At 71.6% G+C, this 21,517-nt stretch carries 22 protein-coding genes and 1 pseudogene; 16 read left to right on the top strand and 7 right to left on the bottom strand.

The annotated features are described in order from the left end of the window. The first annotated feature begins 62 nt into the window (after window positions 1-62). The 5 genes from ACN27A_RS08950 to ACN27A_RS08930 all read left to right on the top strand — a co-directional run bounded on the left by ACN27A_RS08950 (window position 63) and on the right by ACN27A_RS08930 (window position 3,885). Complete coding sequence (locus ACN27A_RS08950) at window positions 63-737, top strand: glycosyltransferase family 2 protein (protein WP_421451344.1); 675 nt, start codon at window positions 63-65, stop codon at window positions 735-737. After that, on the top strand, window positions 734-1,408 hold the full coding sequence (locus ACN27A_RS08945; protein WP_421451342.1) for a TIGR04282 family arsenosugar biosynthesis glycosyltransferase: 675 nt from the start codon (window positions 734-736) through the stop codon (window positions 1,406-1,408). Before ACN27A_RS08950 ends, ACN27A_RS08945 begins: the two co-directional genes overlap by 4 nt. An 89-nt stretch (window positions 1,409-1,497) precedes the next feature. Continuing rightward, a complete protein-coding gene (locus ACN27A_RS08940; RefSeq protein ID WP_421451340.1) occupies window positions 1,498-2,052 on the top strand; it encodes a class I SAM-dependent methyltransferase in 555 nt (184 codons plus the stop codon). 86 nt (window positions 2,053-2,138) lie between these two features. Continuing rightward, window positions 2,139-2,873, top strand: a complete 735-nt coding sequence (locus ACN27A_RS08935; RefSeq protein WP_421451337.1) for a response regulator transcription factor — start codon at window positions 2,139-2,141, stop codon at window positions 2,871-2,873. Further along, window positions 2,866-3,885, top strand: a complete 1,020-nt coding sequence (locus ACN27A_RS08930) for a sensor histidine kinase (protein ID WP_421451335.1) — start codon at window positions 2,866-2,868, stop codon at window positions 3,883-3,885. Before ACN27A_RS08935 ends, ACN27A_RS08930 begins: the two co-directional genes overlap by 8 nt. Window positions 3,886-4,069: 184 nt before the next feature. Here the strand turns inward: ACN27A_RS08930 and ACN27A_RS08925 are convergent, their stop codons facing one another. Then, window positions 4,070-4,957, bottom strand: coding sequence for a cytochrome c biogenesis CcdA family protein (locus ACN27A_RS08925; protein ID WP_421451333.1), 888 nt, complete (start codon window positions 4,955-4,957; stop codon window positions 4,070-4,072). Between the two features lie 2 nt (window positions 4,958-4,959). Further along, window positions 4,960-5,556: a redoxin domain-containing protein gene (locus ACN27A_RS08920; protein WP_421451330.1), complete on the bottom strand. Its 597-nt coding sequence runs from the start codon at window positions 5,554-5,556 to the stop codon at window positions 4,960-4,962. Between the two features lie 424 nt (window positions 5,557-5,980). On the opposite strand from ACN27A_RS08920, the gene ACN27A_RS08915 reads away from it, so the two are divergent. Then, a complete protein-coding gene (locus ACN27A_RS08915) occupies window positions 5,981-7,003 on the top strand; it encodes a DUF4394 domain-containing protein (RefSeq protein ID WP_421451327.1) in 1,023 nt (340 codons plus the stop codon). 180 nt (window positions 7,004-7,183) lie between these two features. Here ACN27A_RS08915 and ACN27A_RS08910 read toward each other — a convergent pair. Together ACN27A_RS08910 and ACN27A_RS08905 are read right to left on the bottom strand one after the other, a co-directional pair. Beyond that, window positions 7,184-8,104: pseudogene (locus ACN27A_RS08910) on the bottom strand (GH12 family glycosyl hydrolase domain-containing protein); the annotation flags it as partial. 362 nt (window positions 8,105-8,466) lie between these two features. Continuing rightward, window positions 8,467-8,835 (bottom strand): hypothetical protein, encoded by a 369-nt coding sequence (locus tag ACN27A_RS08905; RefSeq protein ID WP_421458408.1) that lies wholly within the window; start codon window positions 8,833-8,835, stop codon window positions 8,467-8,469. A gap of 209 nt (window positions 8,836-9,044) precedes the next feature. Here ACN27A_RS08905 and ACN27A_RS08900 point away from each other — a divergent pair, with 209 nt between their 5' ends. From ACN27A_RS08900 to ACN27A_RS08870, 7 genes are all read left to right on the top strand, one after another. Next, window positions 9,045-10,397 carry an HlyD family efflux transporter periplasmic adaptor subunit gene (locus ACN27A_RS08900; RefSeq protein WP_421451325.1) on the top strand — a complete coding sequence of 451 codons (1,353 nt, stop codon included), beginning with the start codon at window positions 9,045-9,047 and terminating at the stop codon, window positions 10,395-10,397. Between the two features lie 67 nt (window positions 10,398-10,464). After that, window positions 10,465-11,175: a response regulator transcription factor gene (locus ACN27A_RS08895; protein ID WP_421451322.1), complete on the top strand. Its 711-nt coding sequence runs from the start codon at window positions 10,465-10,467 to the stop codon at window positions 11,173-11,175. 2 nt (window positions 11,176-11,177) lie between these two features. Beyond that, complete coding sequence (locus ACN27A_RS08890; protein WP_421458407.1) at window positions 11,178-12,749, top strand: sensor histidine kinase; 1,572 nt, start codon at window positions 11,178-11,180, stop codon at window positions 12,747-12,749. A gap of 96 nt (window positions 12,750-12,845) precedes the next feature. Beyond that, window positions 12,846-14,012: an efflux RND transporter periplasmic adaptor subunit gene (locus tag ACN27A_RS08885; RefSeq protein ID WP_421451319.1), complete on the top strand. Its 1,167-nt coding sequence runs from the start codon at window positions 12,846-12,848 to the stop codon at window positions 14,010-14,012. Beyond that, entirely contained in the window at window positions 14,009-14,752 is a 744-nt protein-coding gene (locus ACN27A_RS08880) for an ABC transporter ATP-binding protein (protein WP_421451317.1), read from the top strand. Before ACN27A_RS08885 ends, ACN27A_RS08880 begins: the two co-directional genes overlap by 4 nt. After that, on the top strand, window positions 14,749-15,987 hold the full coding sequence (locus ACN27A_RS08875) for an ABC transporter permease (protein WP_421451314.1): 1,239 nt from the start codon (window positions 14,749-14,751) through the stop codon (window positions 15,985-15,987). The genes ACN27A_RS08880 and ACN27A_RS08875 overlap by 4 nt, the downstream gene beginning before the upstream one ends. Window positions 15,988-15,997: 10 nt before the next feature. Continuing rightward, entirely contained in the window at window positions 15,998-16,462 is a 465-nt protein-coding gene (locus ACN27A_RS08870) for a DUF5666 domain-containing protein (protein WP_421451311.1), read from the top strand. Window positions 16,463-16,754: 292 nt separating this feature from the next. Here ACN27A_RS08870 and ACN27A_RS08865 read toward each other — a convergent pair whose 3' ends face one another. Continuing rightward, on the bottom strand, window positions 16,755-17,276 hold the full coding sequence (locus tag ACN27A_RS08865; RefSeq protein ID WP_421451308.1) for a C40 family peptidase: 522 nt from the start codon (window positions 17,274-17,276) through the stop codon (window positions 16,755-16,757). Between the two features lie 430 nt (window positions 17,277-17,706). Continuing rightward, complete coding sequence (locus ACN27A_RS08860) at window positions 17,707-18,351, bottom strand: TetR/AcrR family transcriptional regulator (protein ID WP_421451305.1); 645 nt, start codon at window positions 18,349-18,351, stop codon at window positions 17,707-17,709. A 325-nt stretch (window positions 18,352-18,676) separates the two neighbouring features. On the opposite strand from ACN27A_RS08860, the gene ACN27A_RS08855 reads away from it, so the two are divergent. Together ACN27A_RS08855 and ACN27A_RS08850 are read left to right on the top strand one after the other, a co-directional pair. Then, a complete protein-coding gene (locus ACN27A_RS08855; RefSeq protein ID WP_421451303.1) occupies window positions 18,677-19,384 on the top strand; it encodes a FecCD family ABC transporter permease in 708 nt (235 codons plus the stop codon). 46 nt (window positions 19,385-19,430) lie between these two features. Then, window positions 19,431-19,895 carry an ABC transporter ATP-binding protein gene (locus ACN27A_RS08850; protein WP_421451300.1) on the top strand — a complete coding sequence of 155 codons (465 nt, stop codon included), beginning with the start codon at window positions 19,431-19,433 and terminating at the stop codon, window positions 19,893-19,895. A gap of 203 nt (window positions 19,896-20,098) precedes the next feature. Here ACN27A_RS08850 and ACN27A_RS08845 read toward each other — a convergent pair whose 3' ends face one another. Then, window positions 20,099-20,641, bottom strand: coding sequence for a MarR family winged helix-turn-helix transcriptional regulator (locus ACN27A_RS08845; RefSeq protein ID WP_421451296.1), 543 nt, complete (start codon window positions 20,639-20,641; stop codon window positions 20,099-20,101). A gap of 48 nt (window positions 20,642-20,689) precedes the next feature. On the opposite strand from ACN27A_RS08845, the gene ACN27A_RS08840 reads away from it, so the two are divergent. Then, window positions 20,690-21,481, top strand: coding sequence for a potassium channel family protein (locus tag ACN27A_RS08840; protein ID WP_421451293.1), 792 nt, complete (start codon window positions 20,690-20,692; stop codon window positions 21,479-21,481). Window positions 21,482-21,517: the final 36 nt, after the last annotated feature.

Below are 21,517 nucleotides of genomic sequence, written 5' to 3'. Positions count from 1 at the left end.
TAAGTGTTCCGTAAGGTCGAATCGGGCGCGGGCAGCCCTGTGCCGGCCCTAGCGTCGGCGGTATGCCGACACAGATCGACGTGGTGCTGCCGTGCCTGGACGAGGCCGCTGCCCTGCCCGCCGTGCTGACCGCGTTGCCGCCCGGATACCGGGCGATCGTCGTGGACAACGGGTCGCGCGACGGCTCACCCGAGGTGGCCGCCCGGCACGGTGCGCGGGTGGTGCACGAACCACGGCGGGGGTACGGCGCGGCCGTGCACACCGGGATCGAGGTCGCCGACACCGAACTGGTCTGCGTGCTGGACGCCGACGGATCCTTCGCCCCCCGAGAGCTACCCGCCCTGGTCGCCCTTGTCGCCGACGGGGTCGCCGATCTGGCCGTCGGCCGTCGTCGACCGGTCGGTGTCGGGGTGTGGCCCTGGCACGCCCGGGCGGGCACGGCGCTGGTCACCGCGCTGCTGCGGCACCGGGGAGTGCCGCTGCGCGACCTCAGCCCGATCCGGGTGGCCCGCCGGGAGGCGCTGCTCGCCCTCGGAGTCACCGACCGGGCCTTCGGCTATCCGCTGGAGCTGTTGATCCGGGCCGCCGCGGCGGGTTGGCGCATCCACGAGGTGGATGTCACCTACGCCCCGCGCGCTGCCGGCACCCGTTCCAAGGTCTCCGGCTCCGTGCGGGGCACCCTGCGGGCCACCCGAGACTTCGCCGCCGTGTTGCGTACCGTCCGGGAGCCCCGGTGACCGTCGTGTTGGTGATGGCCAAGGCGCCCGTGCCCGGCTTCGTGAAGACCCGGCTGTGCCCGCCGGCCACTCCTGTCCAGGCCGCGCAGTTGGCCGCCGCCGCGCTGCGGGACACCCTGGATGCCGTCCGGGACACACCAGGGGTGACGCCCGTTCTGGCATTGGCCGGACACCTCGCGGACGGCGTGGACGGCGTGGAATTGACCGCCGCCCTCGCCGGCTGGTCGGTCCTGCCGCAGCGAGGCACGGAACTCGCCGACCGAATCGCGCACGCCCACCTCGACGTCGCCGAGACGTTCCCCGACCGTCGGGTGCTGCAGATCGGGATGGACACCCCGCAACTGACCCCGGCGCGGCTGGCCGCCGCCATCCGCCGGCTGGACGATGCCGACGCCGCGCTCGGGTACGCCCACGACGGCGGCTGGTGGGCGCTGGGGCTGCGCGACCCCCGGCAGGCGGTGGTGCTGCGCGCGGTGCCGATGTCGACGCCGGTCACGGGCCGATCGACCTGGTCCGCACTGACCGGGCGCGGGCTGCGTGCCGTGCCGTTGCCCGTGCTGCGAGACGTCGACAACTGGTCCGACGCGCGCGCCGTGGCGGCGGCGGTCCCGGCTGGCCGGTTCGCCCGCCAGGTCGAGGCCGTGCGTCGCGCCATGGTGGTACGCGCGTGAACGGGGACGGATTTGCCTCCGCGTTACGCGACCAGGCTGGAGACGTGCACTGGCTGATGCCTGCGGACGGGCCCCGCCGCCGTCTGCCGGTGAGGCGGTGGCATCGACCGGCCACCCCGGCGGACGCGGCGGTGGTCGCCCGCTGCGCCGGCCCCACCCTCGACCTGGGATGCGGTCCGGGCCGGATGTCGCTGGCGCTTACGGAAGCCGGGCTGAGCGCCGTGGGGGTGGACGTGTCGTCGCAGGCGGTGGCGTTGACCCGGGTGCGCGGCGCGGTCGCCGTGCACGCCGACCTGTTCGGCCCGCTGCCAGCCGAGGGGCGGTGGGCACACACGGTGCTGCTCGACGGGAACATCGGCATCGGTGGCGACCCGGTCGCGCTGCTGCGACGGTGCGGGGCGCTGCTGCGTCCGTCCGGCACGGTGCTGGTCGAGCTCGAACCGCCCGGCGCCGGCGCCTGGCAGGGGCAGGCCCACGTGGCGACCGGACGACACCGGGGCCCTACCTTCCGCTGGGCGTGGCTGGACACCGTTGCGGTGTCGGGTGTCGCTGCTGCGGCGGGACTGGCGGTCGGCGAGGTGTTCCGGTCTGGCTGTCGCTGGTTCGCCGAGTTGACCCGCGTGGACCGTCCCGCCGCGCCATGACCGCCACCCCTGGCAGGCCGCAGCCGTAAGAACCTGGCAAGCTTCCGGCCGGCCGTCGGCGCCCAGTTCGTCGCTACGCTGGCCGGATGGATGCGGCCGGGACAGGGCGGGAACGAGGGCCTCAGGCCAAGAAGCAGGTGCTGGTGGTCGACGACGACCACAACGTCAGCGACGTGATCTGCCGTTATCTGGAGCACGACGGTTTCCGGGCCAGCCACGCGGGCGACGGGGCAGCGGCGTTGGCGGCCGTCGCCAGGCAGACGCCGGACCTGGTGGTGCTCGACCTGATGCTGCCCGAGGTCAGCGGCCTGCAGGTGTGTCGTGAACTGCGGGCCGGGCCCCACGGCGTACCGATCATCATGCTCACCGCGCTCGGCGACGAGGCCGACCGGATCCTCGGCCTGCAACTTGGTGCGGACGATTACCTGACCAAACCCTTCTCGCCGCGGGAGTTGGTGCTGCGGGTCCGTTCGGTGCTTCGCCGTGCCGGCGGTGAGCAGAGCCTCGGGCGGCCAGAGACTCTCACCGACGGCAACCTGACGGTGCGGACCGGCCCACGCACCGTGCATCTCGCCGGCAGGGAGCTCGCGCTGACCCTGCGCGAGTTCGACCTTCTCGTCCATTTGATGCGGCACCCGGCCCGGGCATTCACCCGAGCCGAACTCCTTGAGCGGGTCTGGGGCTGGAGCTTCGGCGACCACTCGACCGTGACCGTGCACGTCCGGCGCCTGCGCGAGAAAATTGAGGCCGACCCGGCCAACCCCCGACGGCTCGTGACCGTCTGGGGCATCGGCTACCGGTACGGGTCCGCCGGTGCGTGATCTGGCACTGATCTTCGCGATCGCTCTCGGCGCGGCGCTCGCCGCCGGTGTCGCCGGAGCGCTGCTGCTGCGACTGCTCCGAGGTAGCTCGATCATCGTGCACCTCTGCGTGCTGCTCGCCACGGCGGTGGTCGCGGTCGTCCTCGGAGTCGTGGCGGTCGCGGAGGCGATGTTCCTGTCCCCGCACGACCTGGAGGTGGTGTTGATCACCGTCGGCGCGGCGGCGGTGGTGAGCCTCGGCGTCGGCGGGCTCTTCGGCCGCCGGTTGGCCACCGCCGCGGTGTGGGCCGACCAGGCCCGCGAACGGGAGCGGCAGGTGGAGGCCGGGCGTCGGGACCTCGTCGCCTGGGTCTCGCATGACCTGCGTACCCCACTCGCCGGGTTGCGGGCGATGGCGGAGGCGCTGGAGGACGGCGTCGTCCGTGATCCCGCGACGGTCGACGAGTACCACCGGCGTATCCGGCTGGAAACGGACCGGATGACCAGGCTCGTCGACGATCTGTTCGAACTGTCCCGGATCAACGCGGGGGCCCTGCGGCTGTCCATGGCGGCGGTACCGCTCGGCGAGGTGGTCTCGGACGCACTGGCCAGCACCGCCCCTTTGGCGGCAGCCCGGCGAATCAAGCTGGTCGCCGCGGAGTCCGGCTGGCCGACGGTCGCCGCCAGTGAACCAGAGCTGACCCGGGTGGTGGCGAACCTGCTGCTCAACGCGGTGCGCTACACACCACCGGACGGCAGCGTACTTGTCGAGGCCGGCCGCGACCAGGACCTGGCCTGGCTTTCCGTGGCCGACACCTGCGGCGGCATCCCCCCTACCGATCTGCCTCGGCTGTTCGACGTCGCATTCCGGGGCGAGCCCGCCCGCACCCCCCGCACCGCGGGTGGTGACAGCGCGTCCGGAGGTCTCGGGCTAGCGATCGTGCGCGGACTGGTCGAAGCGCACGGCGGCCGAGTCGAGGTGTGCAACACCGCGGACGGATGTCGGTTCGTCGTCCGGCTCGCGGCCGTCTGAGCCTCGACGAAGGCCGGGTGCACCCTGCGGCGCGGCACGCCGCCGGCCGCCGTGAGTGGTAGCCGCGTGGCGATGCTGATCGTCGCGGGGATGTGCTCCGCCCGCGCAGCCGTGATGCTGGCCCGAAGCGTACGAGGACCACCGGGCTTCGGCAGGTCAAGTGATGAGAGTGATGTCCCGATCCTCAGCGGGAAGACCGATGGCCCTGCTGAGCCAGTGCTCGCCGCCGGCGCCTCAGTGTCACGCCGGCGGCCAGGGCGAGCAGCGCGAGCGTCGTCGCGGCGACGGTCCATGGTCCCCGATCCGCCAGCCAGCCGCTGAGCGCTGTCTGAACGGCGCCGGCCGCGTCGATGATCGGGTCGTCCGTGTCACCTCGACCGGTGAGGACCCGCACCTCGTACCAGCCGTACCAGGCCACATATCCGCCGGTGACCATCAGCAGCAGGCCGGCGACACGCCCCAGCAGCGGTGCGGTCCGACGGGTACGTCGTACCAGCGAATCGCGGGCCAACGCGACGGCCAGTGCGGCGGCCCCCACCGCGAGCCCCATACCCATCGCGTACGCCACGAAAAGGCCGACGCCGGAGAGCGCCGACCCGGCGCGGAACCCGGCGACCACGACGGCCAGGAAAGGGCCGATGGTGCAGCCGAGCGAGGCGATCGCGTAGGCCATGCCGAACAGCACCATCGAGCCGAATCGTCGGCGGACCGCCGGTCCGGTCGCCACCTTCGGAGTGAAGGCCGGCAGTTGGCGTCCGGCCAGCAACCAGCAGCCGGCCGCCACCAGGGCGAGACCGATCAGGATCGACACCCAGGGCAGGTGACGGGCGACCGCGTCCGCCGCAGGGGCGGCGAGCAGCCCGAACGCGCCGAACACCGCGACGAACCCCAGCGTCATCGCGCCGGTCAGCGCGACCGCCCGGCCGATCGGTGCGAGCAGGCCCCGCCCGGCCGGCGGCTTGTCGCCCAGCACCAGCATCGACAGGTACGCGGGCAACAATGCGAAGCCGCACGGGTTGACCGCGGCCAGCAGCCCGGCGCCGACGGCGAGGCCGTATGGCGTGTCCGGCATGGTCAGTTCAGCCCGGCGACCCGCTTGCGCAGGTCCGCCGGGGACAGGGGTCCGGAGTGCACCACCGTGCCGGCTGAGTCGAGGAGCACGTACTGTTCCTGGCTGGTCACCTCGAAGCGGCGCCAGACCTGACCGTCGTCGTCGGCCAGGTGGGGGAAGCCCTCGATCCCGGTCTCCCTCGCAAACCGTCGCATCGCCTCGTCGCCGCTGCCGAGCCCGGCCACGCCGACCACGTTGACCCGGCCGGCGTTCTCGCGCTGCACGGCGGCGACCTCGTCGGCCACCGCACGGCAGCGGGTACACCAGGCCGCCCAGAACCACAGCACTGCGGGCTTGCCGGCGAGGCTGCTACCCGAGAAGGCCCCGCCGTCGATCGTCCGGCCGGTGAACGAGATCGTCTCCGGGGCTGCGGCGTTCGTCGCACCGCTGGCCGCCGGGCCGACAGTGCCCGCAGTGGTCGGCCGGACCGCTGCGCTTGGCCCGGCGGTCGCGCCGTCCGGGGCGGCGGGCGGCTCGGTGCCGCCGCAGGCGGTGAGGGTGAGAACGACCGCCGTCAAGGCGGCCACACCGGGCAGGATTGTGGTACGGGGACCGGACATGAGCGGATACTAGCCGGGCAGCCTGGTCGAGCAGCATTACCGCTTTCTTACGTGCAGTTCAGAGGCTGTGTCCGGTCGAGGCAGCCGGTCTGGTCGGCAACGCCAACCCCTGCGGCAGGCGCGCCGGGACCGTCCTTCTGCACACTGGAGGATCGCGGCGCGGTGGCGAACGGATGCCGTTCGAACAGGGGCGGCTGCCCGGCGTCCTGTGATCATGAGGGGAATGCTGTCGCTGCGACACGTGTGCTCCTCGTGCTGACGGTGGCGCGTGCGCCGCCCGGTGTGTTTCAGCTGGTCAAGGCTGCTTTCAGTCGAACGGATTCACTATCGCCCAATGCCGCCTCAAGGGCTGCTGCGAGCTGTTCTCATGTTGCTGGGGCCGATCGGAGGCCTTCGGTCCATCCGTGACAGAAGGGTGCTGGACATGAGGTATCTGCTCAACAGGGGTGTGCTGGTCGCTGGTCTGTCAGTCGCTGTCGGCGTCGGGGCGTTCGCCGGCCCGGCCGCCGCCGATGGCGGGTCGTGGAACGACGGGAAGTACGACCGCGACAAGTCGTGTCACTCCGACTACGACCACGACCACGACCGCTATGACAAGGACAAATACCACAAGTCGCGATACGACGACGACAATAGCGGCTACTGGTCGAAGTACGACGACAAGGGCGAGGAGCGGTCGACGTACGGCAGGAAGGAGGGCCGGGATGGGCTCAAGGCCATCGGGCTGACCGACGACCAGAAGCTGATCAAGTTCGACGTCGACAAGCCGTGGGACGCCTGCATGATCGGCCGAGTGTGGCTGGAGGGCGGCGAGAAGCTCGTCGGCATGGACTACCGGGTCCAGAACGGCCGCCTGTACGGCGTGGGGGACGAGGGCGGGATCTACCTCATCTCCACCCGTGACGCGAAGGCCACCGAGGTCAGCCAGCTCAGTGTCCCGCTCAAGGGCCGCTACTTCGGTGTCGACTTCAACCCGGCCGCGGACCGGCTGCGGGTCATCAGCGACCAGGGCCAGAACCTGCGGCACAACGTCAACGACGACACCACTGTCGTCGACGGCACACTGGTCTACCCGCCGTCGACGGACGCTGCCAAGGGCCTGACGGGGGCCGCGTACACCAACAACGACCTCGATCCGGACACCGCCACCACCCTGTTCGACATCGACACCGAGCGTGACCAGGTCGCGGTACAGTCCCCGGCCAACGCCGGCCAGTTGGCCGCCACCGGCAAGCTCGGCGTCGACGCCGGCATCTGGGCCGGCTTCGACATCTACAGCAGCATCCACGACGACAAGGCCGTCTACAACAAGGGCTACGCGGTCCTGCGCGTCGACCACGACAGCAAGCTCTACAAGATCGACATGCTCACCGGCGAGGCCGACAAGCAGGGCACCTTCGGCCGCTACACGGTCGTCGACCTCGCGCTGCCACTCGACCAGCACTGAGCCTCGGCGACACGCACATGGCGGGCGAAGGGAAGGCCGAGACGTACCGGCCTTCCCTTCGTTCTGCCGTACGGCGGCTATGGCGGACCAGCTTGATCGCGCCTCGCGGCCGCCGTGGCGATAACGCGCCGCACGGCCGCGACGTCGCTGTCCTCCATGACGTTCGCTGGCATGGCAGTGTCAGGCTCGACTGCAGGTGACCCCATCGAGGGAGAAGCTGGTCGGCGACGAGTACGGTCCGCTCAGCTTCGCCTCGTACCCGAAGTTCGCGGTACCCCCGGGCGCGATCGACCCGTTGAAGCTCACGTTCCGCGCGCTGACCGCGGACCCGTTCTGCGTGACGGTGGCGTTCCACGCGTTGGTGACCTGCTGGCCGGTCGGCAGGTTGTAGGTCAGGTTCCAGCCGTTGATGGTCCTGGAGCCTCGGTTGGTGATCGTGACGTCGGCGGTGAAGCCGTTGTTCCAGACGCTGGCCCGCGTGTACTTCACCGTGCAGGCGGCGTTCGACGACGGTGGCGGGGTTGTCGAGCCGCCGCCGTTGACGCTGGCCGAGAAGGACGTGACGCCGAGACCGGTGCCGCGCTGCCGCGGCTCGAAGCCGGCCTGGATGCTGGTCAGGTACCAGCTGTCGGTGATCGCGCCCCGGTTGCGGGTGTCGTTGATGAATGCCAGCAGGTTGAGGTTCGCGCTGCTGATCGCCGACGGGGCCAGGTACGAGATGACGTTGTTGGAGCCGTTGCTGCCCCGCCAGACCTCCCAGCGGCGGCCGTCGATGGTGGCGGTGCCGACGGGCGAGCCGATGGGCTGGATCGGGCCCTGGCGGTTGAGCCAGATCATGATCTCCATCTGGTTCACCCCGTCCCGCTTGGGCGTAGGGTCGAGCCAGATGTCGTACGAGGCGTTGTAGGTGGCCCCGCCGACGTACTTGTATTTGATGCTGCTGGTGGCGCTGCTGATCCGGCTGACCTGGATCGGCAGGTTCGTGCCGGGGGAGCAGTTGGTGTAGTGGCAGCCGAAGTAGACCGACGGGTACGACACCGGCGCACCGTTTGTCGGTGAGGAGCCCTGCTGGGTGGTGATCTCGAAGCCGGTGCTGGTGACCAGCCTGATCGTCACGACGAATGTCCGTGACGCGAGTCCGTCAGCCGTCGCCGAGGCGACCGCCCCGGGGACGGTCCATCGAATCGTCACAATTGGGTTATGGGCAGGCGGCGGAACGTCCTCGAACAGCCGTTTCGCAGGCGTTCCGCCGCCTCGTAGCGTGCCGAAGGCCACGAGGCCCTCATAGGATCCGCAACGCCTCGTGATCCGCCACGTGGCCCGCCAGTTCGGGGCGCATCACGAGGCGTTGCGGAACTGAATCCGTCAGGACGAAACCGACCGGAGCCCGCTTGACGACCGGCCCGCGACCCGGAGGTTTCGCCGCTACCACCGTTCATCTGACCGGCATCCGCCTCTGGTCATCAGCTGTCGCCGCGCCGGCCGCCCTGCGGACGCGAGCCCTCGCACGCCTGCTGGGCGCGTTCCCAGGTGGCGTTGTCGACGTCGGCCGGCCGTAGCGCGTCCTGCCCGCCCTGGCGGTTCCCGGCACCAGGCTGGCCGGAGGGCCTGGCGGTGGGCCGGGTGGTCGGTCGGGCGGTCCGGTCCGCCTGCCCGCTGCGGCCGGGTCGGGCCGAGGGCAGGTCCTCGGGTACGTCGATACCCTGCTCGCGCAGGCACGCCGCGTACGCGGTCCGCCCGCCGGACGCCGGCGGGGTCGGCTGCGACTGCTCGGGCGCCGGTTCGCCGCCGCAGCCGGCCGCGAGTGCGAGCAGGGCGGCGCCGACCGTCACGGTCAGGGCCGGTCGTCGATGGATGCGGGGCACGTGGCTCTCCTCGGGTCTCGGGTACGGGCTTACGCCCGCGCGACGGGGTCAGCAGAGACGATGAACCTCCGGCATCGCTCCGACTGGCCTGGGAGTCGCCTCGGAATGTCGGGCTGTGAGGTAACTCCGAGGTGCGGCCGAGTCCCCTGTCAGGAAGTGGGTCGACGATCGCTGCCATGGGCATCCTCACGCACGGGTGGCGGGCGGTCCGGCGCCGGCCAGTACCCGCCGTCGCCGCCACCGCCACGCTGGTCGCGGTCACTGTCGCGGCGGGGACGGCCGCGTTCTCCGGCGACGCCGACCGGACCGCGGCGCCTGCGGCGACCGTACGGGTGGACCGGGGTGAGGTGACCTCGGCGGTCGCCGCGACCGGCTCGGTGCAGCCCGCGGCGAACCGTGGACTGGCGTTCACCGCGGCCGGCACCGTGACGGAGGTCCGGGTCCGCCCGGGGGCCGACGTCACCGTCGGGCAGGTGCTCGCGGTACTCGACGACGGCGAGGCCCACGCCGAGGTGACGCGCGCGGTGCAGTCGCTGGCCAGCGCGCGCGCCGCGCTCGACGACCTCGACGCCGAGGAGGAGCCGGACACCCCCGCGTGCGTCACGTCGCCCGTTTCGGCCACGCGGAAAGACGGCGCGGGAGGTGCGGCTGCCGCCGCCACGGCGGGTGACACCGCCCGGACGACGCCATCGGGCGACACGGGATCACCCGCACCGAGCCCCGAACCCGACCAGCCCTCGCCGTCGGCCACCCGGTCGGCCACACCGACTCCCACAGGATCGTCGGCCGCCCCCGTCAAGCCCTCGCCGAGCGGAACCGGGAAGGGGCCGGCGGCTACCGCGACGGCCCCGGCGTCGGCGGGCCCGCGAGGTTGCCCGACGGAGCCGGGTGGTTCGGGGCCGGGCGGGAACGTCACCGGCGCCGACCCGCTGCTGCGGGCGCACCAGCAGGTGACCGCCGCGCAGCTGGCTCTGGCCGAGGCGCAGGACCGGCTGGCCGGTACGACCATCACCGCCCCGGTCGCCGGCCGGGTGCTGTCGGTGGCCGGGCCGGTGGGAACCCGGGTGTCCGGCGGTGCGCGCTTCGTCGAACTGGCTGTCGTCGACGGGATGCGGGTCACGGCGACCTTCCCGGAAGCCGACGCCGGGCAGATCGCGGTGGGGCAGACCGCCACGGTGACCCCCGCCGGACGGTCCGGCACCGAACTGGACGCCGAGGTGGTCCAGGTGGACCCGGTGGGCACCAGCGACGGTCAGGTGGTCCGGTTCGGGGTCCGGCTCGCGCTGGACGACGCTCCGGACGATCTGCTGATCGGGCAGAGCGCCGCCGTGCGGGTCCGGATCGCCACCGTCGCGGACGTGCTGCGGGTCCCGGCCGGCGCGGTCGAGGTGCGGCCCGACGGTTCGGGCACCGTACTGCCCGCCGGCGCGGCCGAACCACGCGCCGTCGTGATCGGTGTCCGCGGGGACCAGTTCGTGGAGATCAGGTCCGGCCTCTCCGAGGGTGACCTGCTGCTCGCGACCGGATGATCTCGCTCAGCTGCGGGACAGGTCGCTCCCAGCTCGCTTCGAGGTTGCCGGGATAGACCTGACAACCGTGTCTGATCGCCGTACCCGTGTGCTCGTCGTCGACGACGAGGAGAACATCCGTGCCCTGCTGTCGGCGACGCTGCGGCTGGTCGAGTTCGACGTCCGGGTGGCCGGGGGAGGCCATGAGGCGTTGGCCCTGGCCGAGGAGTTCGATCCGGACCTGGTGGTGCTCGACGTGATGCTGCCCGACCTCGACGGCTTCCAGGTCGCCCGGCGGCTGCGCGGCGCGGGGGCCGGGGTGCCGGTGCTGTTCCTCACCGCGCGGGGCACGGTGGAGGACCGCATCTCCGGACTGACCGTCGGGGCGGACGACTACGTGACCAAGCCGTTCAGCCTGGAGGAGGTGGTGCTGCGGATCCGGGCGATCCTGCGCCGCAGCCGCGCCGACGACGCGCCGGCGCCGGACGGCGTGCTGCGCTACGCCGACCTCGAACTGGACGAGGACGCCCACGAGGTCCGCCGGGCCGGCCGGGTCGTCGAGCTGTCGCCGACCGAGTTCAACCTGCTGCGGTACCTGATGGTCAACGCCGGCCGGGTGGTCAGCAAGGCGCAGATCCTCGACCGGGTGTGGAACTACGACTTCGGCGGCGACGGAAGGATCGTCGAGTCGTACATCTACTACCTGCGCAAGAAGATCGACGCGCAGACCCCACCGCTGGTCCACACCGTGCGGGGCGTCGGCTACACGCTGCGGGTGCCCCGCACCGGGGGCGGGTGACGGTGGGTAGGCGCCGCGCCGCCCGAGGGCGGCGGCTGCGCCGTTGGGGACGCTGGACCCTGCGGGCCCGGCTGGTCGTGGTCGTGGCGGCGCTTACCGCGCTCGCGCTGGTCGTGGCGAACACCGCCGGGTTGGTGCTGCTGCGCCGGACCCTCACCGACCGCATCGACGACCAACTCGCCGCCGTCAGCCGGCCGTTCACCCGGGACACCGCTCCGTCCTACGACCCGCGCGAGCGCACCCGCGTGCTGCCGCGCGCCCGGCTCGGCCCGGAGCAGGTGGTGCTGCTGTACGGCCCGGACGGCAGCCTGGAGGACGTCCGGCGCTCCGACGAGTCGATTAGGGTCCCGGTGGTCGAGCCGTACGACCGGCTGGCCGCGCGGGCCACCGACTCCCGCCCGTACACCGTCGAGGCCGCCGAGGGCGCATCCGCCTGGCGGGTCCTGGTGGTCGAGCGCGGCGACGACCGGGGCATCGCGGTGCTGGCGGTGTCGCTACGTGAGGTGGAGGAGACCACCGACCTGCTGCTGCTGATCGACGCGGTGGTGATCGTGGTCGTCCTGATGCTGCTGGCGTCGCTCGCCGCCGTAGTGGTCCGGCTCGGCCTTCGGCCGCTGACCCGGATCGAGCAGACCACGGCGCAGATCACCGGGGGCAACCTGTCCCGCCGGGTGCCCGACGCCGATCCGCACACCGAGCCGGGCCGGCTCGGTGGGGCGCTCAACCTGATGCTGGACCGGATCTCCACCGAGGTCGCCGCCCGCCGTGACTCGGAGCGGCGGCTACGGCAGTTCATCGCCGACGCCTCGCACGAGCTGCGCACGCCGCTGACCTCCATCCGCGGTTTCGCCGAGCTCTACCGTCGCGGCGGAACGCCACCGGGCCCGGCGCTGGACGAGACGATGGCTCGGATCGAGGCCGAAGCCGCCCGGATGGGTCTGCTCGTCGAGGACCTCCTGCTGCTCGCCCAACTCGACCACGAACGCCCCCTGCGACGCCGACCGGTCGACCTGCTGGCCGTCGCCGCCGACAGCGTCCGCGACGCGCACGCCCGCGCACCCCAGCGGCGGATCCGCCTGGCGGCCCTCGACGACAACGACGGGTTCGAACCGGTGATGGTCACCGGCGACGAGCACCGGCTGCGCCAGGTGGCCGCCAATCTGCTCAACAACGCCCTGCAGCACACACCGCCGCAGGCCCGCGTGACGGTCCGCACCGGGCGACTGCGGGCTACACCGGCCGGACCGCCGCCCGTCACGGCGGTGGGAGACCCGCTGCCCGCCGCCACGCCGGCTGCGGTGCTGGAGGTGACCGACGACGGGCCGGGCCTGGCCGCCGACCAGGCTGTACGGGTCTTCGAGCGGCTCTACCGCGCTGATCCGAGCCGGACCCGCGGCAGCGGCGGGTCCGGCCTCGGCCTGTCCATCGTGGCGGCCCTCGTACGGGGACACCAGGGCCGGGTCGAACTGCTCACCGCCCCCGGCCGGGGTGCCACCTTCCGGGTCCTGCTGCCCTCGGTGTCCGCCCCCGACCGCGACGAACTGGTCGACCTGCTGCGCACCATGCGTAGCTGACCACCGGCGGCTGTCCGCAGACCTCCACCGGGACTCCCAGCCGGCTCCGAGGTTGCGCCGGGTCCGCTCCGAGCCGCCACATCCAGGCTGTCGGACATGCGTGTGCGACGACTCCTCCCTGCCCGCGGCCCGTCCCTGCTCGTCAACGCCGGCCTCGCCGCGGCGGTGCTGCTCGCCGGCGGCTGGGCGTACACCGCGTTCACCGCACCGGAGACGGCGAGCGCCGGCGAGGCCCGGACGGTGCCGGTGAGCCGGGCGACGGTGACGTCGGCGGTGTCCGTACCTGGATCGGTGCGCAGCGCGGCGACCGCGAGCGCGACCTTCGCCACCGCCGGGCCGATCACGGAGATCACCGTCGCCGTCGGCGACCAGGTGAAGAAGGGCCAGGTGTTGGCCCGGGTCGACGCCTCGGCCGTGAAGCGGGAACTCGCGGCGGCCGAGGCCGACCTGGACGCGGCGCAGGACGCGGCGGACCGGGCGGCGGAGACCGACGGTGCCACCAGCCAGGCGGATGCGGCGGTGACACAGGCGGAGCTGAAGGTCGCCGCCGCGCGGGAGAAGGTCGACGGCGCCACCCTGACCGCGCCGATCGCGGGCACCGTGGTGGCCGTCAACGGCAGCGTCGGGGACTCCGGAACCTCGGCGGGCGGCGTGGCCACCGGCGGCGCGACCGGGGGCGGCGCCTCCGGGGCCGGCAGCACCGCATCCGGTTCGGGAGGCGGGGGACTCGTGCAGATCGCGGACCTGACCCGGCTGGAGGTCACCGCCGCGGTACCCGAAGCCGACGCGACCCGGCTCAAGGCGGGTATGCGCGCCACGGTCAGCTGGAACGCGCTGCCCGGCACCAGGGCCGAGGCGACGCTCGCCGCGATCGACCCGAACGCCACCACCGCCAACGACGTGGTGACCTATGGCGTCACCCTGAGCCTGAAGGACCGCCCCGACGCCGCCCGGCCCGGCCAGAGCGTGCAGGTCACCGTCACCCTCGACACGGCCGAGGACGTCGTCGCGGTGTCTGCCCTCGCGGTCACCAGCGCCGGCAACCGCAACACCGTGACCGTCCTGGACAACGGCACCCCGGTCGTCCGCCCGGTCGAGGTGGGCCTGCGGGGCGACCAACTCGTCGAGATCACCTCCGGCCTGACCGAGGGCGACCGGGTCGTGCTGCCCAGCACCGGCGCTGCCGACACGAGCACCGGTGGCGGGCGCGGTGGGCCGGCGGGTGGCGGCCTGACCGGCGGCGGCGGGCGGGGCAACCGGTGACCCTCTACCTGGTCGGCGACCCCCACCGCACCGCTGAGGCCCGGACCCGTCGGGTGCTGGACGTCCGTGACCTGACCAAGGTGTACGGGCAGGGCGAGGCGACCGTGCACGCGCTGCGCGGGGTGTCGCTGACCGTCGCGGCCGGCGACTACGTGGCCATCATGGGCTCCTCGGGATCGGGCAAGTCGACGCTGATGAACATTCTCGGCTGCCTCGACGTACCCAGCGCCGGCACCTACCGGCTGGACGGGGTCGACGTCAGCCGGCTCGACGACGCCCGGCTGGCCCTGGTCCGAAACCGGCGCATCGGGTTCGTCTTCCAGTCGTTCAACCTCATTCCCCGCACCTCGGCGGTGGCCAACGTCGAGCTGCCCCTGGCGTACGCCGGTGTCAAGCCAGCCGAGCGGCGCCGGCGGGCCATCGCGGCCCTGGACATGGTGGGTCTCGCCGGCCGGGCCGACCACGAGCCGAACCAGCTCTCCGGCGGGCAGCAGCAACGCGTCGCCGTCGCCCGCGCCCTGGTCACCGAGCCCGCGCTGATCCTCGCCGACGAACCCACCGGCAACCTCGACAGCCGTTCCACCGAGGAGGTGCTGGCCATCCTCGACCAGCTGCACACCGCCGGTCGCACCATCGTGATGATCACCCACGAGACGGAGGTGGCCGCCCGCGCCCGCCGGCTGGTCACCCTCTTCGACGGGCGGATCACCACCGACGTACGACAGGACGGTGCCCGGTGAGCCTGCTGGAGATCCTCCGCTTCGCCGGCCGGGGCGTCGCCGCCAACAAGTTGCGCTCGGCGCTGACCATGCTCGGCATCCTCATCGGCGTCGCCGCGGTCATCCTGCTCGTCGCCGTCGGCAATGGCTCCGCCCAGGCCGTCAACCGCAGCATCGAGGCGCTGGGCACCAACACCATCACCGTGTCCAGCACCGCCCGCGGCGGCACGACGCCGTCGGCACTCACGGTCGACATCGCGCGGTCCCTGCACGACCCGGCACTCGCCCCCGACGTCCGGGCGGTCTCACCGGTGGTCAGCACCGCGCCGACGATGACCCACGCCGGGACCGAGCACCCGGTGACGCAGTTCCTCGGCACCCACCCGACCTACTTCGGCTCGTCGAACAGCCCACTCGCCGTCGGCGCCGCGTTCACGGACCAGGATGTCGTCCAGGGTCGGCGGGTGGTCGTGCTGGGGCGTACCGTCGCCACCGAACTGTTCGCCGACATCGACCCCGTCGGGCAGCAGGTCACCGTCGGGGGTGCCCTGTTCAGGGTCGTCGGCGTCCTCGCCGAGAAGAGTTCGGCGTCCGGCTTCTCCGACCCCAACGACCTCGCCGTCGCCCCGCTCACCGCCGTGCAGCAAACCCTCACCGGGTACGGTCCGGTGAACTCCATCCTCGTCGAGGCCACCGGGCCGGACCGCGTGAACGCCGCCCAGCAACAGGTCACCCAGATCCTCAACCAGCGCCTCAAGTTGCCGGCCGGCACCGCCGCCACCGGCCGTGGTGGAGGCGGGGGTGGTGCGGGTGTCGCGCCGTACCGGATCCAGAACGCCGCCCAACTCCTCGCGACCCGCACCGAAACCGCGCAGACCTTCACCGTCCTGCTCGGTACCGTCGCCGGCATCAGCCTGCTCGTCGGCGGCATCGGCATCACCAACATCATGCTGGTGACGGTCACCGAGCGGACCCGGGAGATCGGCATCCGCAAGGCACTCGGCGCACCCCGGCGCACGATCCTCACCCAGTTCCTCGCCGAAGCGACCATGCTCAGTGTCCTCGGCGGCGGCCTCGGCGTGGCCGCCGCGCTCGTCGGCAGCCGGTTCACCGTTGTCGGCGTGCAACCGGTGATCGTGCCCAGCTCCGTCGCGCTGGCTTTGGGCGTCTCCGTCGCGATCGGGCTTTTCTTCGGCAGTGTCCCCGCCAGCCGCGCCGCCGGCCTGCGCCCCATCGACGCACTCCGCTACGAATGACAGGTGAAGCATGACGACCGATCTGGACACCGCTCTCGCCGCCGGACCCCGCCCCTGGCGGAATCGGGCCACCCCGTGGCTCATGGCAGCCCTGCTGGTCGTCGGCGGCTTCGCCGGCGGCGCCCAGGCGCAGCAGACATACGGACCGGACTCCGGGCCCGCACCGGCGGGACGCGGGGCGGCGGTCGACGGACCCGCCGGTGGGGCGCGCGGCGGCGGTGCCCGTGGCGGTGGCCCCGCTTCCCCGGCCGCCACCGGCACCCCGGCCACCACCGGCACCGTCACCGACATCGACGGAGACACGATGAAGATCCGGCGTGAGTCCGGCGAGGTGGTCACCGTCCAGACGGACGATCGTACGCAGGTCCGGCTACCCGGCGCGCTCAAGAACCTCCGCACCGGTGACACCGTCGTGGTGACCGGGAACATGCGCAGCAACGGAATCGAAGCCGCCACGATCACCCAACAGAAGTAGCGTCGAAGTGCATACTCGGCAGGCGTTAGGTTTTCCTGCTGATCTTCAGCACAGTGGCGTTCCTACGTGACTCCGCCTGCCCCTGGAGGCAGGGCGAAGCCGGTCGCCCAGGTGAGTGAGCGCGCGTACGAGTTCCGCGATCTGATGCGGGATCGTACCGAACTGCCGAGCTCGCGCCCCAGCCTCGTTCCGTGTCACCGACAACGCCTGCTGTCAAGTGCCGCGTGCTTGGCGCCGATGCCCCTTAATGATCATCGGCGCCGACCCGTAACGCGGAGCAGGGCGTGTGCCGTCAGTAGCCGTTGGGGGTGAGCACGTCGATGAACAGCGGGTTTGGTTCGGTGCCGTTGAGGGTGACGCTGTCGTTCTTGACGTAGCCGTAGTAGGCGTTGGCGTCGATGACCCGGTTGTTGCCGATGTAGACGCCGGTGTGGTCGAGGTCGCCGCCGTAGCGGATACCGTCGTTCGGGTCGGTGTCCCAGAAGACGAGGTCTCCCGGGCGCGGGGAGCTGACCCGGCGGCCCTGGTTGATCTGGCCCTGCAACCAGTAGTTCAGCTGCAGTCCGCGGCCTGTGGCGGCCTTGGTCCCATCCCAGATGGCGTGTCTGTTGAGGCACTCGCAGTCCACCGCCCGCGTGCCGCATGTCCAGCCGTAGGCAAGGCGGTACGGCGTGCCCAGGTAGGCCTTCGCGGCGTTCACGACCGCCGCCCGTACACCCGTGGCACCGTGTGCGGGCGTGGCGACCATTCCGACGCTCGCTGCTGTGGTGACCGCGATCGCCATGGCGCTCAACTTCCGGTGTACTGACCTCATGGGGCCTCCTCTGGCTCATGCCGGCTATGGCGACGATGTCATTCGTCGTACGCCGCAGTAAAGAACGGAGATCGAGATTAGTCAAGGTCTGCCGGGCGCGCTGAGTGGCTCGTCCACGCCCCGCCTGCACCAGGAGATGAGGCATGGTCTGGTCGAGGTGACGCCCCGGCTGGGGAGAACGCCGGATTGCTGCTCGACGGGCGGGACCAACACTCGCGGCAGATCCGTCCTCGTGGGCACACGGCGTACGCCGCGACTGCTGGGCACGCTGCGCGCATACCACGAGCGCGGGCGGAGCAGAGTCGAGGACGGTCGCCGCGGAGCACCTGTCCCAGGCCGGCTCTCTGCGAGCGACTGGCGGTAGGGCGAGCCCCCCGTTCTGTGGGTTCGACAGGGTGGCCGCTGCCGCGTGCCCGCAACGGCACGTGGGTCAGGACGACGAAACTTCGTGTCCGCGCGAGTGTGCTACGGATGCGGGGGCAAGGTCGCAGCCGGTGGCTGTCGCCGCGTAGCCGACGATGTGCGCTTCGGCCCGTTGCCGGGTGATGGACGTCCGGGCGATCACGTGGAAACCGTAGGCATCCTCGAGCGCGACGAGATTGCTCGCGATCTCGGTCGAGGCCGCGGTGAGGTGGAACCGTCCGAGACCGGCGCCGGTGTCAAGGATCGATCGGTACAAGCTCACCTGGCGGTCGTAGAGCGTGCGGCGCAGTGAGGCGTCAACACGTCGTCGGCGAGCGTGCGGAGAGAATTCGTAGAGCAAGCAGCACAGCTCGTCGTCCGGGCCTGTGGGCAGGCCCGAGCCGATCGTCACCAACAGCCGCTCTCGCGGGTCCGTGACACCTTCGACGGCGGCGATACGGCGGGCATCGAACCGGTCGACCGCTTCGGCGTATACCTCCTGGAACAGCTGCTCGATCTCTCGGAAGTAGTAGGTGACGGAACCGGTGGCCATTCCGGCGGCGTCGGCGACGTCACGAACCCGGACTGCGGCCAGGCCGTGGGTGACGATGGCGCGTCGAGCCGCCTGCAGCAGGTGCTGGCGCCGCTCCTGCTGGTTTTTGGGCCGCGCCATGTTCTGCACTCCCTTCGGTTGGCCAGTCTCCGTCGTCAGGGGAGCGCCTGTCCGCGTGGCAACGGGCTCAACAGTACCGGGCCGGACCTTGACATATGGCACCCACTGGTTCTTTGCTCATGCGTACGAAGAATTGCGTCCATCATTCGGGAGTTCCGTGGACCCCCATGCACGCCGCCACGTCACATCAGCGTTGGCCGCACTGACGGTACCGCCACCGGCCGTGACGGCCAGGCGGAGACGGCCCGGTCAGGATGACCCGGCCGCCGCGCGTGAGGTCGATTCGGTGCGTTGGTTGCTCGGATCGGCTACCTGTTCGTCTCGCATGACATGGCTGTCGTCCGGTACGTCACCGAGCACGCTGCAGAGCCTCACCCGCAACGCCCTGGCCGACCCGTACCTGCTGGGCGTGTCGTCGGGCGCCTCCACCGGAGCCGTCGGCGTGGTACTGCTCGGCTTCGCCGGCTCGCAGCTCGGCGTCGCCAGCGGCGCGTTCTGCGGGGCGCTGGTCTCCTTCGGCCTGCTGCTGCTGCGCCGCACCGGCCTGCACTCGACGCGGATCGTGCTGACCGGCGTGGTGGTGGGTCAGCTGTTCACCGCGCTGACCTCGCTGATCCTGATGTCCAACGGCGACGCCGACAGCACCCGCGCGCTGACCCACTGGCTGCTCGGCTCGCTGGCGCCGGCGCGCGGTACGGACACCGCCGCCTCGCTCGGCATCGACGTGCGCACCACCCGGGCGGTGCTGCTGGTGACGACCTCGTTGCTCACCGCCGTCGCCGTCGCCGTCGCTGCGGTCGGCGCCATCGGCTTCGTCGGGCTGATCGTGCCGCACGGGGTGCGTTTCCTGGTCGGGCCGACGCACCGGCTGCTGCTGCCGGTCTGTGCCGTCGTCGGCGCGGCGTTCCTGGTCTGGACCGACGCGCTGGCCCGTGTCGCGTTCGCGCCCCTGGAGGTCCCCGTCGGCGTCTTCATCGTGCTGTTGGGCGTACCCCTGTTCCTGCTGGTGCTGCGCAGACGGGGAGAGCTGTGAGGATCCACGCCGAGCGACTGAGCTGGGGCGTTGCCGGAAAGGCATCGTGCGCGACGTGGACCTGCTCGTCGAGCCCGGCCAGACCGTCGGGCTGATCGGGCCCAACGGCTCCGGCAAGTCGTCGCTGCTGCGCTGCCTGGCCGGCCTGCGTACCCCGACAGCGGGCGTGGTGCGCTACGACGGCACCGACATCGTGACCTGGTCGGCTCCCCCGCGAGCCCGCCGGACCGCATTCGTCGAACAGAGCGCCGACACCGACACCGACAGCGACCTGCGCGTCGCCGACGTCGCGATGCTCGGCCGCACCGCCTACCGCTCCCGCTGGCGCGGCCCGGACGCCACCGACCGGGCCATCGTGACCGCCGCCCTCGACCGGCTCGATCTCGTCCCGCTGGCCGAGCGACCCTGGAAGCAGTTGTCCGGCGGCGAGCGCCAGTCGCGCCCACCTCGCCCGTGCCCTGGCCCAACGCAGCTGGGCGCTGCTGTTGGACGAGCCCACCAACCACCTTGACGTACGCCACCAGCTCGACCTGATCGCCCGGACCCGCAGACGGTCGTGGTGGCGCTGCACGACCTCGCCCTCGCCGCCCGCTACTGCGACCGGCTCGTGCTCCTGCAGCACGGCAGCGTCGCCGCCGACGTGCTCACCCCCGCCCTGCTGCGCGCCGTGTTCGACGTCGACGCCGAAGTCCGCCGCGACAGCCAGCGGTTACATCATCCGCCGTTTACATTCTTCGACGGCGCTACCTGGGGCAACACGACACACCGCTCCCAACGGTGCCACCACTCTTCCTCCGTGGGCTCGTCGGCCGCGATCACCAGTGAATTGATCAGCTCGGCGGTCGTCTGCGGACTGGTGGCGACGGCCTGTACGAGGTGTCGGATCTCCTCGGTCCGGTGCCGCATGACATCGCCGACCAGCGTCTTGCCGGCGCTGGTGAGCGAGAGCAGGGCGACCCGCCGGTCCGCGGGCCGGTGGTGCCGGGCGACTAGACCTCGGCGGATCAAACGATCGCAGGTTCTTGTCGCCGTGGACGGGTGCACGTGCAGCGCAGCCGCCAGGTCCACGGTGCGCAGCGGGCCTCGCGCGGCGAGGATGACCAGGGTCCGGTACTGCGACAGGGTGACCTCGACATCCAGGGTCGCCAGGGTCCGAGCGGTGATTCCCACCATGGTGCGGCTGAGGGCCGAGAGTCCGTCGACCAGATCCTCCCCGCCGAGAGTCGACGAGGTATCGCTTCCCACGTAGAGTGCCACCGGCCGATGATTGCATGCATACACGAAAACGTCGGAGTGGAACCGGTCATGCAGGCGATGAACCGCGCGCGGCCCGCTGATAAGGCGGCGAGATGGGAACGCCGGACAGCGCTCCCGTTGACAGCCCTGTCGGTCGTCTTCCTCGTCGTCTACGCGGCGCCGATCCTCCGGCCTGACATGGGTGGGCAGTGGCAGCGGACATGCGAGCTCGCCACCGTGATCATTTGGCTGGCGTTCTGGGCCGACCTCCTGGTACGTCTGGCGCTGGCCGGGCGGCGGCGGCGGTTCCTGCGCGACCACCTGTTCGATCTGGCCGTGCTGGTGCTGCCCGTCCTGCGGCCCTTGCGGGCACTGCGGCTGGTCACCGTGGTGCTAACCCTCAGCCGGAAAACAGAGACGTGGGCCCGGGGTCGGCTCGCCATCTATGTCGGCGTGACCACCATGTTGCTCGTCCTGGTATCCGCGTTGGCCGTGCTGGACGCCGAGCAGTCCGCCGCGGACGCCAACATCGTCTCGTTCGACGACGCTCTCTGGTGGGCGGCGGTGACCATCACCACCGTCGGCTACGGGGACCACTACCCGGTCACCGCCGCCGGGCGCTTCGTCGCCCTGGGGCTCATGGTTGGGGGTATCGGCCTGATCGGTTTCGTCACCGGCTCGCTGGCCACCTGGATCGTCGAGCGGGTCTCCGACAAGGGGCAGCCGGCCGTCGCGACGAGCGAGGACATCGCCGTCCTCCGCGCCGAGATCGCGGCCCTGCGCCACCAGCTCACCCCGCCGCCGGCACGGACCGGCCACGAACGGCAGCGGCGGGGCGACACAACCGAACCCTTCCGCTGACCGCAGTCACGCCGCAGTAAGGTCGAAGGCGGCCAC

The sequence above is a fragment of the Micromonospora sp. WMMD737 genome (genome assembly GCF_049179055.1).
GTDB lineage: Bacteria > Actinomycetota > Actinomycetes > Mycobacteriales > Micromonosporaceae > Micromonospora > Micromonospora reichwaldensis.
Note: the sequence above shows the minus strand (reverse complement) of the source record. Positions and strands in the feature narration are given on the sequence as shown.